The sequence below is a fragment of the Mycobacterium attenuatum genome, assembly GCF_900566085.1.
GTDB classification, from domain to species: Bacteria; Actinomycetota; Actinomycetes; order Mycobacteriales; family Mycobacteriaceae; genus Mycobacterium; species Mycobacterium attenuatum.
Genome location: NZ_UPHT01000073.1, coordinates 73,350 through 88,432, shown reverse-complemented (window position 1 = coordinate 88,432; position 15,083 = coordinate 73,350). Strand labels below are relative to the sequence as shown.

The 15,083-nt window shown below is 62.5% G+C and carries 10 protein-coding genes and 1 riboswitch; of the genes, 6 read left to right on the top strand and 4 right to left on the bottom strand.

Annotated elements, in window-relative coordinates; genetic code table 11:
* Nucleotides 1–64: 64 nt before the first annotated feature.
* Nucleotides 65–2,353 (top strand): arylsulfatase, encoded by a 2,289-nt coding sequence (locus tag EET13_RS12610; protein WP_244603889.1) that lies wholly within the window; start codon nucleotides 65–67, stop codon nucleotides 2,351–2,353.
* Here EET13_RS12610 and ileS read toward each other — a convergent pair.
* Complete coding sequence (ileS, locus tag EET13_RS12605) at nucleotides 2,350–5,577, bottom strand: isoleucine--tRNA ligase (protein ID WP_122442601.1); 3,228 nt, start codon at nucleotides 5,575–5,577, stop codon at nucleotides 2,350–2,352. The two genes, EET13_RS12610 and ileS, sit on opposite strands and share 4 nt — an antisense overlap.
* A gap of 707 nt (nucleotides 5,578–6,284) precedes the next feature.
* Between ileS and EET13_RS12595 the strand changes: the two genes are divergently transcribed.
* The 5 genes from EET13_RS12595 (at nucleotide 6,285) to EET13_RS12575 (ending at nucleotide 12,139) form a co-directional block, all read left to right on the top strand.
* Entirely contained in the window at nucleotides 6,285–7,793 is a 1,509-nt protein-coding gene (locus tag EET13_RS12595) for a condensation domain-containing protein (RefSeq protein ID WP_122442599.1), read from the top strand.
* 416 nt (nucleotides 7,794–8,209) lie between these two features.
* Complete coding sequence (locus EET13_RS12590; protein WP_244603888.1) at nucleotides 8,210–9,178, top strand: hypothetical protein; 969 nt, start codon at nucleotides 8,210–8,212, stop codon at nucleotides 9,176–9,178.
* A gap of 48 nt (nucleotides 9,179–9,226) precedes the next feature.
* The gene (locus EET13_RS12585) at nucleotides 9,227–10,495 is read left to right on the top strand and encodes a glycosyltransferase (protein WP_122442598.1); all 1,269 of its coding nucleotides are present in this window, start codon (nucleotides 9,227–9,229) and stop codon (nucleotides 10,493–10,495) included.
* Nucleotides 10,496–10,638: 143 nt separating this feature from the next.
* Entirely contained in the window at nucleotides 10,639–11,361 is a 723-nt protein-coding gene (locus EET13_RS12580; RefSeq protein ID WP_122442597.1) for a GAP family protein, read from the top strand.
* Between the two features lie 103 nt (nucleotides 11,362–11,464).
* Complete coding sequence (locus tag EET13_RS12575; RefSeq protein WP_244603887.1) at nucleotides 11,465–12,139, top strand: class I SAM-dependent methyltransferase; 675 nt, start codon at nucleotides 11,465–11,467, stop codon at nucleotides 12,137–12,139.
* A 29-nt stretch (nucleotides 12,140–12,168) separates the two neighbouring features.
* On the opposite strand, the gene EET13_RS12570 is transcribed toward EET13_RS12575, so the two are convergent.
* The 3 genes from EET13_RS12570 to EET13_RS12560 all read right to left on the bottom strand — a co-directional run bounded on the left by EET13_RS12570 (nucleotide 12,169) and on the right by EET13_RS12560 (nucleotide 14,517).
* Nucleotides 12,169–12,939 (bottom strand): glycosyltransferase family protein, encoded by a 771-nt coding sequence (locus EET13_RS12570; protein ID WP_122442699.1) that lies wholly within the window; start codon nucleotides 12,937–12,939, stop codon nucleotides 12,169–12,171.
* 200 nt (nucleotides 12,940–13,139) lie between these two features.
* Nucleotides 13,140–14,027 (bottom strand): glycosyltransferase family 2 protein, encoded by an 888-nt coding sequence (locus EET13_RS12565; protein ID WP_122442595.1) that lies wholly within the window; start codon nucleotides 14,025–14,027, stop codon nucleotides 13,140–13,142.
* A gap of 241 nt (nucleotides 14,028–14,268) precedes the next feature.
* On the bottom strand, nucleotides 14,269–14,517 hold the full coding sequence (locus EET13_RS12560) for an Rv1535 family protein (RefSeq protein ID WP_122442594.1): 249 nt from the start codon (nucleotides 14,515–14,517) through the stop codon (nucleotides 14,269–14,271).
* Nucleotides 14,518–14,799: 282 nt separating this feature from the next.
* Nucleotides 14,800–14,969: riboswitch (M-box (ykoK) riboswitch) on the bottom strand.
* Nucleotides 14,970–15,083: the final 114 nt, after the last annotated feature.

Sequence of the window (15,083 nt, the reverse complement as noted above, 5' to 3'; positions counted from 1 at the left end):
TCGGCCCTTGCCGACCCGCCCCACAGCAACCGTCAATCCCCAACCGACCAGAGCGGAGAAAGCAGTGACCCAGGACATGACCGACACCGTCGACCGGACCCGGCTACCGTTGCCGGACACTCCGACCGGCGGGAAAGCCGGGCGTACGGTTTCCGAGTCGACGATGCCCACCATCACTCCAATCCGCCCACCGCAGAACGCGCCGAACGTGGTGATCGTTTTGCTCGACGATGTCGGATTCGGGGCCACCGCGACATTCGGCGGCCCGGTCCCCACTCCTACCGGCGATGCATTGGCACAGGAAGGCCTGCGGTACAACCGGTTTCACACCACGGCCCTGTGCTCTCCGACGCGCGCCGCGCTGTTGACCGGCAGGAACCATCACGCGGTCAACACGGGCAACATCACCGAGTGGGCCACCGGGTATGACGGCTACAACAGTATCATCCCCAAGTCTGCCGCTACCATTGCCGAAACGCTTCGCCAAAATGGCTACAGCACAGCAGCATTCGGTAAGTGGCACAACACCCCGGTATGGGAGGTGAGTCCGGCCGGCCCGTTCGACAGGTGGCCAACCGGAATGGGTTTCGAAGAGTTCTACGGATTCATGGGCGGTGAAGCCCACCAGTACAATCCCGGCTTGTATCACGGTACGACTCCGATCGAACGTCCCGAAGGCGTTGAGAACTACCACCTTACGACCGACCTCGCGGATCGGATGATCGAATGGGTACATCGGCAGCAGGCCATGTCGCCCGACCGACCGTTTTTCGTCTACTGGGCGCCCGGCGCCACCCATGCGCCGCACCACGTGGCACCGGAATGGAGCGAACCTTTTCGTGGCCGGTTCGACGGCGGCTGGGACAAGCTGCGTGAAGAAATCTATGCGCGGCAGCAGGAATTGGGCGTGATCCCGGCAGATGCCGCGTTGACGCCGCGCCATGAATCGATACCCGCCTGGGACACGATGTCTGCCGAGCAGCAGCGCATCGCATCGCGTCTCATGGAGGTCTACGCCGGATTCCTGGCCCACACCGATCACGAGATCGGCCGGATCGTCACCGCGCTGAAGGACATGAGCGTCTGGGAAAATACGATGTTCGTCTACATCATCGGTGACAACGGCGCAGCAGCCGCCGGCGGGATAACCGGTGTCTTCAATGAGATGGTGACGTTGAACGGCCTCCAAGAAGACCCCGAGATCGTTCTGTCGAGGATCGACGATTTCGGCGGGCCGAAGGCCAGCAACGAATATCCGGTCGGCTTCGCCTGGTCGATGTGCACCCCGTTCCAGTTCACCAAGCAGTTCGCCAGTCACTTCGGCGGCACCCGCAATCCGATGGTTGTGACCTGGCCACGACGCATCAATGACTGCGGCGGGCTGCGTTCGCAGTTTCACCATGTCATCGATATCGCCCCAACCATCTTGGAAGCCGCCGGCATCCCCGCACCGGTTGTTGTCAACGGCGTGCCGCAGCAGCCCTACGACGGCATCAGCCTGGCGTACACATTTGACGACGCGGCCGCCCCGGACCGGCGTCGCACCCAGTATTTCGAGATCAAGGGCATCCGCGGGATCTATCACGATGACTGGATGGCCTGCACCTATCACGGCAAGATTCAGTGGCAACCGGGTTCGAAGATGCCCGCCTTCTCCGATGACCGCTGGGAGCTCTACGACCTGTCGCAAGACTACAGTCAAGCCGTTGATCTTTCCGCGCAGCATCCCGACCGGCTTGCCGAGTTGAAGGCACTATTCGACGCGGAAGGCGAGAAAAACCATGTCTTTCCGCTCGATGACCGCGGCCCCGCACGGGCGATCGGTGCGCGGCCGACGGTTCTGGGCCAGCGAACTTCGATTTCGTTGGGGCACGGATCAATCCGAATGCCTGAAGACATTATTCGGTGCGCCTTTAACCGGTCCTACTCGATTACCGCGGTCATCGACACTCCCGGTGGGGAGACGGTCGAGGGCGTTCTTCTGGCCGCCGGCGGCTACTTCGCCGGACTGGCTCTCTACGTGCAGAACGGCCTGGCCAAGTTCACCTACAACTATTTCGGGTCGAAATACACGACCGTCGCCGCTGCCACACCCCTGCCCGCAGGCAATGCGACGGTCGCGATCGAATTCGACTATGACGGTGGAGGTTTGGGCAAAGGCGGCGTCGCGCGACTGCTGGTGAACGAGTGCCAGGCAGGCGAATCGCGCATCGAGCGGACCGTCCCGCTGGGCTTCAGCGCCGACGAGGGGCTGGATATCGGACTCGATGGCGGCACCCCCGCCGCTGACACCTATGAGGGCACCTTCCCGTTCAACGGCACCATCAAGGAGGTGACGATCCGGCTGCTCTAAGGCGCGGCCCGCCGGACGCAACCAGCTTTCGTAATCGCCACCCGCACCCCGTCACCGATCTCGACACCGCCGGCCGGCTCGCCGAATTCGAAGCTAGTTGCCAGGATTTCGCCGGCAATGAGTTCACGATGGGTGTATGCCCAGTCTTGACGCTCGGCGGGCACCGATATCACCACGCTGATCCGGTCGGATACCTCTAGCCCGGTCGACTTGCGCAGCTCTTGCAGTTCCCTGATACGGTCTTTGGCCCAGCCCTCGGCCTCCAATTCCGGGGTCACCGTGCCGTCCAGCACCACCAATCCGGCACCGCCGGGCAGGGCTGCGGTCGAGTCCGGGTCGGCGGCCACCAGCCGCGAGCTGTATTCCTCCGGTTGCAGGACCGCGGGCCCCGCGGTCAACGTGCCGTCGGGATTGACGACGCCGCCGCCGGCCTTGACCGCCTTGATCGCGGCTTGCACGTCCTTGCCCAGCCGTGGCCCGGCCACCCTGGCGTTGACGGTCAGCTCGAACCGCCCGTAGGTGTCGATGTCGTCGGTGAGCTCGACCTGTTTGACGTTGAGCTCGTCGGCGATCAGCTCGGAGAATGGCTTGAGCCGTTGCGGATCAGCCACTGCCACAGTTAGTTTCGACAACGGCAAGCGGACCCTCAGTTTCTTGGCCTTGCGCAGTGATGACGCGGCCGAGCATACTTCGCGCACCTGATCCATCGCGGCCACCAGGTCGGCGTCGGCAGGCACCGCATCGGCCTGCGGCCAGTCCGTCAGATGAACAGAACGCTCACCGGTCACAGCACGCCAGATCACCTCGGCAATCAACGGGAGCAACGGCGCAGCCAGTCTGGCGGTGACCTCCAGAACCGTGTGCAGGGTGTCGATGGCATCGTCGTCTTCTTCCCAGAATCGCAACCGTGACCGCCGCACATACCAATTCGTCAGCGCCTCGGTGAACTGCCGCAGCTGTTCGCAGGCGCCGGAGAGGTCGCACACCTCCATCGACCGGGTGAGGTCGTCGCGCAGCACCGCCAGCTTGGCCAGGATGTAACGGTCCAGCACATGCGGCGAATCGGTGCGCCAGGTACCAACTTTCGGAGCATATAAGGCCAAGAAGCTGTAGGCATTCCACAACGGCCGTAAGACCTGCCGCACCCCGTCACGGATCCCCTGCTCGGTGACAATTAGGTTGCCGCCGCGCAGAATCGGCGAGGCCATCAAGAACCAGCGCATGGCGTCGGAGCCGTCCCGGTGAAACACCTCGTTGACGTCGGGATAGTTTCGCAGCGACTTGCTCATTTTCTGGCCGTCGGAGCCAAGTACGATCCCGTGCGCCACACAGGTTTTGAACGCGGGCCGGTCGAACAGCGCGGTCGCCAGCACGTGCAGGGTGTAGAACCAGCCACGGGTCTGCCCGATGTACTCGACGATGAAATCCCCGGGATAGTGGGCATCGACCCGTTGGTCAGGATCGGCGCAATCGACCCCGTCGAACCAGTCACGGTTTTCGAATGGGTAGTGCACCTGTGCGTAAGGCATGGAGCCCGAGTCGAACCACACGTCGAGCACATCAGGGATGCGCCGCATCGTGCTTTCCCCGGTGGGATCGTCGGGGTTGGGCCGGGTGAGCTCGTCGATGTAGGGCCGGTGCAGGTTGTCCGGCCGGATCCCGAAATCACGCTCCAGCTCGTCCAGGCTCCCGTACACATCGATTCTGGGGTATGCGGGATCATCCGACTTCCACACCGGGATCGGGGTGCCCCAGTACCGGTTTCGTGAGATGGACCAGTCGCGGGCGCCCTGCAGCCACTTTCCGAACTGGCCGTCCTTGACGTGCTCGGGATACCAGGTGATCCGTTGGTTGAGTTCGACCATGCGGTCCCGGAATTCCGTCACTGTGACGAACCAGGACGACACGGCTCGGTAGATCAACGGGTTACGGCAGCGCCAGCAATGCGGGTACGGGTGCTCGTAGGTTTCGTGGCGGATCAGCACTGCCCCGTTCGCAGCCGCCGGGCCATCGTGCCTCTTGAGGTCGCGGATGATCTGAGCGTTGGCGTCAAACACATGCTGCCCCCGGTATTCGGGCACGGTGGCGTCGAAACGGCCCTTGGCATCGACCGGCGTGACGGGCGCGATGCCGTTCGCCTCGGCGACCACCATGTCGTCTTCTCCGTAGGCCGGCGCCATATGCACAATTCCGGTGCCCTCTTCGGTGGTCACGAAATCACCTTCAAGTACACGAAAGGCGTTGGGAGAGTCCATAAAGTATGTAAATGGCGGCAAATACCGCATACCGAGTAGATCGGTCCCGCGGTAGGTGCCGAGTACCTCGGGCGCACCCCCGGGTTCGGCGTCCGGGTCGGCGCCGAGTTCGCGGGTGTAGGCGGTCAGCCGCGCCTCCGCCAGCACGAAGCGCCGATCACCGGCCCTGACCTGCACATACGTCACATCAGGATGAACGGCCACGGCCAGATTCGACGGTAGCGTCCACGGTGTCGTCGTCCACACCAGCAGGAATGCGCCGGTTAGCTCGGTATGTGGTTGGGTGCTCACCAGCTCGAAGCCGACCGTGATCGCGGGATCCTGGCGGCTCTGGTAAACGTCGTCGTCCATCCGCAATTCGTGGTTGGACAGCGGGGTTTCGTCACGCCAGCAGTAAGGCAGCACCCGGTAGCCCTCGTATGCCAGGCCTTTGTTCCAAAGCTGTTTGAATGCCCAGATCACCGATTCCATGTACGGCAGATCAAGTGTCTTGTAGTCATTGTCGAAATCGACCCAGCGAGCCTGGCGGGTCACATAGTCCTGCCATTCGTCGGTGTAGCGCAACACCGAAGCCCGGCAGGCATCGTTGAACGCGGCGATCCCCATGGCGTCGATCTGTGATTTGTCGGTGATGCCCAGTTGGCGCTCAACCTCTAGTTCGGCGGGCAACCCGTGGGTGTCCCAGCCGAAGCGGCGTTCCACCTTGTAGCCGCGCATGGTTCGATACCGCGGCACGATGTCCTTCACATAGCCGGTCAGCAGATGCCCGTAATGCGGCAGACCGTTAGCGAACGGCGGCCCGTCATAGAACACGTATTCCGGGGCGCCGTCGCGACGGGCGATGCTGGCCCGGAAGGTGCCGTCGCCGGCCCAATAATCAAGGACCTGGGCTTCCATCGCGGGGAAGTCCGGAGAGCCACCGCGTTGGTCGGCACCCACTTCGCTGCGCGGGTAGGCGCTTTCGGTCATGCCGTCTCCTGTGTCATCGGTCACAAGACACGGGGACGACGACGCGCCGGCAGCGCATACACCGCGGTACCACCCCGCTTGCCGTGGCTGCGCACGGCCGCTCGTTGGGGCTGTGACGGGCCCACCCGTTCGGTTCTACTGGGCTTTTAGGCTGTTCTTCCGAAGGCTCACCGGTGATAGCCGGATCAACGCCGTTGCACCAGATCCTACCCCGCCGCAACCGTAGGAGCCCCGCCCAGCCAACCAACTGCGGCCCTTCGACCACGGGTTTAGACCCAATGCAGCGAAAACCGAAATTTAAGTACCAACAATCAACTAGGCTCAGCTCACCAACGCTACAAACTAAATACCCGGATGAACGGTCGTCACAACGTCGGGCATGGGCAACAACCCACACCGACGGCAATATAGACGTGCCTTCGGGGAGGCACGTCAAACTTAATGAGGGGGCATGTGAACACCACGATACCCGGCCTACCCAGTGCGGTCACGACCGCGGTCCGTTGGCCGGCCAGCCGTGCCGGCCAGTCCCACGGGCCCCGTGACGTGCAGTGGACCGGCACTGGTGGCACACGCCGAAATCGCTACGGTCAACACTTCGAACCCGGTTCACCGGGATCCCTACACATGTCAACAACGCGCCAGGTTCCGTGGACCACCTTTGGCTCTCCGGTGCATCGCAACCTGCTGACCGACTGGGAGGAAGAATGGTCAGAGTAGGGAAAGTAGAGGCCGGCACAATCCGCGATTGGGCTCCCGAGGCCGGCATGTTGGTGTCATGGCAACCGTCGCCCGCGTCGCTCGCCAAGGCGAAGCAAGCGCCTATCAGCGCGGTACCGCCCAGCTACATGCAAGCCCATCACCTGCGCAACTTCCGGTCCTACGCCAGCCGTGGCCTGGAGATGTCACGACTTCTCATATCCGCCTGGGATATTCCCGGTCGATGCGACATCCGCACCATGACGCATGTCATCAATGCGCACCTGCGTCGCCACGACACCTACCGAAGCTGGTTCGAGCACACCGAAGGTGATCGCTTCGTGCGACGGACCATGAACAAAGCCAACGACATTCAGTTCGTCGCGACGCAGCACGGTGAACTGACAGCCCAAAGTCAATGGCGCGACCACCTGCTGGCCACCCCGAGCCCACTGGAGTGGGATTGCTTTCGCTTCTCAATCATTCAGCGCGCAGACCATTTCACTTTCTGTGTGGCCATTGACCATCTGCACTGCGACGCGATGTTCGTCGGTGTCGCGTTCGCCGAGATCCATCTCATGTACGTCGCACTGGTCGGGGGCGGGGCGCCGCTGCGGCTTGCGGAAACGGGTAGCTACCACGACTACTGCACCCGGCAGCAGGAGCACCTGGCCGGGCTCACCCTGGAGTCCCCGCTCATCCGCAAATGGGCCGAGTTCTTCGACAGCAATGACGGGTCGCTGCCCAAATTCCCACTGCCGCTGGGCGACACGTCCGCGCCGTGCGAGATGATGGGCGTCCGGCTGATGGACGAGCGGCAGACCCTCGCCTTCGAGTCCGCGTGCTTGTCGGCAGGTGCCCGGTTCTGCGGCGGCGTACTCGCCATGTCGGCGGTCGCCGAGCACGAATTGACCGGAGCCGACGAGTATCACGCCATCGTCCCCATCGACATCCGGCGCACCCAGACGGATTTCATGACGACGGGTTGGTTCACCGGCTTCGTGCCAATCACCGTCCCCACCATCGGATCGTCGTTCGGTGAAATCGTCAAGGCCGCTCAGGAATGCTTTGATTCCGGCCGGGACCTCGCCGAAGTGCCGTTGGACCGCGTGCTGGAACTAGTTCCGTGGCTGCGCAAAGGACAATGGGGAGCACCGTTGCTCTTCTACCTCGACGCCGGCATTCCTCCGCTGTCGGCTCTGGCCAACTGTCACGTGGAGGGCCTGCACGCCCGGCTCTGCCACGACGGCGGCATGATGGGGCAAATCGACATCCGGGTGAACCGGTTCGAGAAAGAAACCCAGTTGACGGTGTTGTTCCCGAACAACCCGGTCGCCCGCGAATCGGTCACCCGCTACGCCGAGACGCTGAAGGCCGCGTATGTCCGGGTAGCCGAGGGACGCGAGGTGCTGCCCGCCCGGCGCCGCAACGGCAGTCAACTGCACCTTGCGTACAGCCGGCGCGCTTACGAACCCGCGACGGCGGTCCCCCCCTTGACCACGTGGCGCACCGGCTAGGCGTAAATCCAGGTTTTCCAATGAGTTTCGAATTGGCGAGCTCGTAGGCCATGACGGATAACCGGATCGCTTTTCTCGACCACGCGTCTTTTCTTCGGCTGCGCGCAACCGGCGTTGACACCGTCGGCCAGGTTACGTGGATCTACGATCGTGCGGTTGACATGGAAGGGTTGCACCGCTTCAACCGCAACCTCGGCCGTGGCTGGCTCGGGCGCCGGATCGAGCGTTCCCCGTTGCCGTTTGGCCGTCCCCGTTGGGTCGCATACCACGATGCGCTCGACATTGATGTGGCTGCCTCACCCCGGTCCCGCGCTGAAATCATGGGCTGGCTCGACGAGCGCGCGCAGATTCGGGTCGACCCCGAATACGGACCGTGCTGGCATCTCGGGGTCCTTCCGCTCGAGGACGGCGGAACGGTGGTAACCCTGATCACGTCCCACTCGGTGGTGGATGGCGTCGCACTGCATCTCGCAGTCCACGAGGCCGTCAACGGCATCACCCGGGATTTGGGCTACCCACCGCCGCGGTCGCGCAGTCGTGGCCGAGCATTGCTGATCGACACGTGGGACGCCGTTCGCGGGTTGCCCGAGGTTTTTCGGGCACTTATCGCCTGCATCACGCTCGTACTCAAGCGCGACTCGGCGACGGCACAACCAAACACATCACCGGCCGCCCCGAACCGCAGCAACGAATCAATCGTTGTGCCAGCCCTCACGTTTTCGTGTGATTTGGCGTCATGGGATGCCCGGGTACTCGAACTCGGCGGGTCCAGTAATTCGCTGTTCGTTGCCTTCGCGACCAGGCTCGCGCAGCTAATGGGACGGCTGAGCCCGGCCGATGGCGCTGTCACCATAACAATGCCGGTCAACGAACGTACCGAAGGCGATTTCCGGGCGAATGCACTCACAGCCATTACCTTCCGGGTCGATCCGGACCATGTGGTGACGGATTTGCAGCTCATCCGCAACGAGATGAAACAGAGCCTGGCCGCGCTCCACGACACCCCGAACGAGCTGCTCGAACCGCTGCCGTTGGTTCCGTATACGCCGCGGTGGCTGGCCAGGAAGATGGCAGCACTGGCTCTGGGAAGTTCGGATTTGCCGGTTTGCTGTTCGAACGTCAGCAATCTCAGTCAAGACCTCAACCGTATTGACGGCAGCGACGCCGACTACTTCTCGGCCCGGCTGTTCAATCAAGGTGCAACCAAACAAAACATCGAGCGGGAAAACGGCCAGCTTTACCTTTTCTGCGGGCGTCTGAATGAACACGTCTTCATTAGTGTGTCGTCCTATCAGCTGGGCGTGGAGAATTCGAACCGGTATCTGCGTGAATTGATCGAACAAACGCTCGCAGACTATCGGCTGACCGCAGAGGTATTCGGATAGCTCCAAGCCAACGGACGTTGGGGGGCGGGAAGCACCAGGTAGGGGCTGATGAAGTTCGCACTGGCGATCAACGGCACGCGCGGCGATGTCGAGCCCTGCAGCGCGCTCGGTCGTGAACTGTTGCGCCGTGGGCACCAGGTCCGCGTCGCGGTGCCACCCAACCTGATCGGTTTGGCCGAATCGGCCGGATTGGATGCGGTCAGCTACGGGCCGGACACCCAGGCGCTGCTCGACAACGAAGATAACTACCACGAGTTTTGGAAGCCGCAGACTTCGATCAAGTTGGTTCGTGAGGGCATCGCGGACCTGCGCCAGGCCTGGGCCGATATGGCGGCGACGCTGCGATCGTTGGCCGACGGCGTGGATCTGGTGTTGACCGGGATGATCCATCAGGGCATCGCCGCCAATATCGCGGAGTATTACGACATTCGGCTGGCGACAATGCACTTCATGCCCGCGCGGGTCAATAGCCAGCTCTTGCCGATCTTGCCGGCGCGGTTGAATCGCTCACTGGTTTCAGCACTGTGGTGGGTGCAGTGGCACCTCACCAAGAACCCTGAAGATGTGCAGCGTCGCGAACTGGGCCTGCCGAAGGCAACCGCGTCCTCCTCGTCACGCATTCTGGACAGCGAGGCTCTCGAGATCCAGGCCTATGACCAACTGTGCTTTCCCGGTCTGGCCAGCGAATGGGCGCAATGGGCTGACCGCCGGCCGTTCGTCGGGGCTCTGACCCTGGAATTGCCAACGGATTACGACGACGAGGTGTTGTCGTGGATTGCGACAGGCACACCGCCGATCTACTTCGGATTCGGTAGCATGCCGGTGGATTCGCCCGCCGACACCATCGCCATGATCAGCGCCGCCTGTGCGGAATTGGGTGAACGCGCATTGATCTGCACCGGCCAGAATGACATCAGCAAGGTCGAGTGCGCGAACCACGTCAAGTTGGTGCCCGGCATCAGCCATGCGGCCGTGTTTCCGGCCTGCCGTGCGGTGGTACACCACGGCGGCGCCGGAACGACCGCCGCAGGCATGCGAGCCGGCATCCCTACCCTGATCCTCTGGATCTGGATAGAACAACCCATTTGGTTAGCCCAGATCAAACGGCTCAGGGTCGGCTCTGGGCGCCGGCTCGCGGCCACCACGAAGGAGACGTTGGTCAGCGACCTCCGGTCAATTCTGGCTCCCGAGTACGTCAACCGGGCCCGCGAGATCGCAAATCAGATGACCAAACCTGGCGAAAGCGCCACGAGGGCAGCCGATCTTCTGGAAAATGAGGTGAGCCGGAATCAGCCCAGCAAGCAATTTCGCAACTGACTCCGGTGCGCTACTGCCCACTCGAACAGGACGACATGACCGCGGAACGCTTTTTCAACGACAGAGCCCTGAGCGGTCACCGCTTCCTATGCGTTGACGCAGTGCCGATCAGCTGAAAGACGGCGAACGGGAGGAGGGGGCAGATGTGGACCACAGTGCTGATCCTCGCGCTGATAACAGCGACTGAGCCGGTGCGTCTGGGCGTGGCCCTCTTCTTGATCTCCAAGCCGCGGCCAATGGTCAACCTGCTCGCCTTCTGGTTCGGCGGGATGGCAACGGGCGCAGCCGTCGCGCTGGGTGTTTTGCTGCTGCTGCGTGACTTCGCGCATGCCCTCGTCGACAATGTGAGTTCCCTGGCGGCAAGTTCCACAGTCGGGCACATTCAAGTCGCCCTTGGTGTCATCGCGTTGGTGGTTGCCGCGCTGACCGCTGCCGGACTCTCGATCCGTTCACCGGCGCTGGTGTCGACCGGCGAACCCTCGGCGGTGCTGGTGCAGGAGCAGCCCTCTCGATTCTCGCGGCTGATGGCGAACGCGCAGGGTGCACTCGAGGGCGGGTTTCCCTGGGTGGCGTTTGTGGCCGGCCTGAGCTCTGCGGGACCGCCGCCGGTGGAGTACCTGGTGGTGCTGACCGCTATCGGCGCTTCGGGTGCGGCATTCGGCACTCAGGTCAGCGCGACCGTCGCCTACCTACTGGTGATGCTCGCGATCGTCGAGATCCCGCTCGTCAGCCATCTGATCAACCCCGACAAGACCGAAGCCACCATGCTGCGGCTGCGCAACTGGCTACGGACGCATCGGCGGCAGATCCTCTCCGTTGCCTTCGCCGTCGCAGGTGTCGCCTTGGTGGCAAGTGGCATGAACTGAACGCCGCGTGCGGGGCGCGCTTAGCAAACGCGACCATCCCCGAGCGTCGCTTTGCACCATTGCGGCCAATTCGCCGCCGGACCCAGGATCGATAGCCATGCCGATGACACAAGAACCGAGCCGCCTCACCCGGTATTACCGCCAAGCAACGGCAGAGACGTTGCGGCTCATACCCACCGACCTTGAACGGGTCCTCGTTGTGGGCAGTGCAGACGGATCGTTCGGAGCCGAAGTCAAAGACCGAACCGGCGCCGAACTTTGGGGCATCGACTCCGATGGGCACGCCGCCCAGCATGCCGGAGACGTGGAGACGCAAATCGCCCAGCTACCCGACAGCTACTTCGACGCGGTGATCTGCGTCGACGTATTGGAACGCCTGGTGGAACCGGGCGCGACGCTGCGGAAGCTTCGAACCAAGCTCAAGTCCGACGGCGTCGTGGTTGCCACGGTTCCCAACTTTCGGTTTCTTCCCGCGCTGGGCCAGGTGCTGTTCCGAAAAGACTTCCCGCAAGAGGACTTTGGCACGTTCGACCGCACCTACATTCGCTTCTTCACCCGCCGGAGCATTGTGCGAATCTTCAAGAAGGCGGGCTTGAAAGTGCAGCGGGTCGAGGGAATCAACCCGTGGCCCAGCCCTCTTGGCATGGCGATCGCCGTGGTCAGTGCCGGCCTCTTCGCCGACGGGCGTTATGTCCACTATGTCTGCGTCGGGTGCCCTGCTGCCCCGAATTCGGGGTTCTTAGGCATGTTCACAAGGGGCGCCCGCCAAGCTTCGTGAGGCGGGTTGCACCGCTTCGGAAAGGCGCGTCAGCCCTCGAGCAAGTGCGCCGTGTACGCCACCGGGGGCTTGCCCCACAGCGGCCGCGACAACGTCCCCGGAGGAAATTGCTTGCGCCAGGCGCTGCCGTGCGTTTTCCGCATCGCCAGCTCCATGGTCAGATTTGCACCCAGCAAATACCGCCAACTGCCGAAGTGGGTATTGGCGGTCCTGCGTCCGAAGTGATTGATGTATGCCATTTCCGTTGTGTACAAGCCGTATCCGGCCTTGCGAGCCCGAAGCTCGAGATCGAAGTCGACTCCCCACCCGTAGCGACCAAAGGTGCGCAGATCCATCCCGCCGACATCTCTCCAGCATTCGCGGGACAGCATCAACGCGGTTCCTTCCACTACGTTTACGGACCGATACCACGGCCGGGGTACGTAGTCGGCCGCGTCCGGCTTCTCGTCGTCTTCTGCACACGGGAAGCCGTGATCGAACATCGGCCCAACGATTCCGGCGTCAGCGGGTAGCCGCGGGTCAAGCAGCCCTTCGACGAAGCCCTTGGAGATGCGGGTGTCGTTGTTGAGTGTCATCGCATGGGAATAGCCTTCGCAGAAGGCAATCCGGAATCCAAGCTCGCTGCCCCCGGCCCAGCCAAGGTTCTCACCGGGCGTGATGACACGTTCATTGCTGATCCTGGGATAGTCACCCCGGTTGTCGACGATCAGATAGTCGGCGCCCTCGCGGTCCAGATCGCTGACGAGTTCATGCGTGTACTCATGCTGGCCGAAGACCGGGACCGTGATCAGTACGGACATGTCGGACATGAGCTGACGGTACACCGCCGTCGACGTCGGCAAAGGCACTCCGGAAACAACGGTGCCAAGTGCGCACCGACGGTTGAACCGGCACCGCTCAGCCGGCCGCGACAAGTAACGACACATCGCGGCTCACCACGCTACCCGGCACTCTCAGCAAACCGAGAAAAAGCGATTCTCCACTAGCAGGAAATGGCTGATTAAGAGTCGGGGACAGGCTCACCGGCCCGCAGATCCGGTCTGCGCGCCAACAATTTCTTCTTGTCGAATTCCTTGGGTTCTCCGAGAATTTGCAGCTGATGTATGCCCTGTTTGACAGAGTCCTTTAGTCCCAACCCGTGCGAGTGATGAACCGTCAATGCAGGTTCTTGAATAATGCGGTAGCCGCTTTTCAGCATCAACTTTCCCAAAGCCGTATCCTCCCCGCCGGCCTGGTAGCGGTTATCGAAACCGCCCAGCTCCTGCCACGCCGCCTTGGAAATCATGGCGCCGGTCGCGCTGAGCAATCCCGGTCCGGTCCGCCTTGCCGGTCGAGCCGCTCGCGCCAGCCACTGATTCATTCCCGTCAGCGCACCCCACCGCTCCACGAATGATGCGCCCTCGTTCGGTAACACCACTCCGTAGGCGCCGGCCACATCCTTGCTCTTGCCGAAATGCCGGGCGCCGGCATGCAGGTTGTAGCCGCTGCTCAGCCGCACGTGGGCAACGGTGACGAACACCACGGCATGGCTGGCGGCCTCAACACCCAGGTTCAACGACTTCGGATACGTAAAGTCGCTCTGGGCCAGTCGCACCAACTCGGCGCCGTAATGTTTGGCCACCTCGGGGCTCCGGTCGCTTGACCCATTGTCGACGACGATGACCTCGATTTCGCTAGCGTATTGCTGCTCATCGATATCTTCGAAGAGTTTTTCTAATTTGGCCGCCTCGTTGAACACGCGGATGACCACACTAAGCCGCGGATCTTTAGCCGGATCATCCGTCAGAGTTTCATCAATTCGCCGATTAAGTAACCTGGTGGTAAGCGAATGACCTAATGGAATCAAACCAATGAGATTCGGGTGCAGCAAATAGCGGTCTTTGGTCATAGGCAACTGTACCTCTGCGGGCGAAGTCGTGGCTTGCGCAACACTTCAGCAACAGTAGTACGCAGGCGCGCTGCTCGTGGTCTATCGCCGGCGGCTGATGACGCGCACTAGTCCGGCGCCGCGACAGCCCCGAAGGGTGGCCGGGCCGCAGAACCACTTCTGCAGCCGGGCCGCCCTTCGGAGCCGTCAACCGGACGTCCGCCGACGCATGCGGCAGGTTGAATGCTCGCTATCCATCGGACTAGACCCGGACTTCGAGCACACCGATGCGCCACAGCGCAGCGTAGACATGGCGAATCGGAATGGTCAGCAAGCGGGCGGCCCCGTCCACGAGCGGGTCCCCGCCACCGCCGAACGGCGGGTTGGCGGTACGCCGCGCCACCTGCACCTTGGCGGGCGCGGGCATCTCGATGGGGGCTCCCTCGCGCACCACGTGCAGCCGGGGAGCGGGGGTTGCGGTTACTACTTCGTCGAACAGAACAGCGGTCATGATCGGCTCCTAGAGGGGAGATCAAGCTATGGACTGATTGGACTGGCTAGAGCTGTAGTCCCGTCCCGTAGCGATCCGATCCAGCGGGGGCTGATCTAGGTGTGACGACTCAGCAGAGCACGTCGCGCCGGCGATCGGATCGGGACGAAACAGAGCCCGGATGTCGGTCCGGACTGTCACCGGAACTCATGAGTCCCTCACCTCCTCGCGGTCGCGGTACGCGCGGTAATCCGCACGTTCTACGTGCACAAAGGAGTAACGGAATGCCGACGATCGTCGGAGCCCGCACCCCTCTCGTCAGAGCTTTGGCACCACACGACGTGTCCGGTAATCCGGAAGCCACCTGGGCTCAACCCTTAAGCCGGGAGGAGCTGTCCTGACCCGGGGCGTCTTTCGACGTTCGGGGTCAGTGGCCTGTGTTCGTGTAGCCGCCTCACCTAACGAGGTGCTTACCCGAGAGATGATGCACCACCGATGCGAGTCGGTCAAACGAACCTCGCGCCCGTGTCCGAATCTTTACGTATTCACTAGGGGCGTTGACAGCAATTCAGCAGGTTTACCCGCTC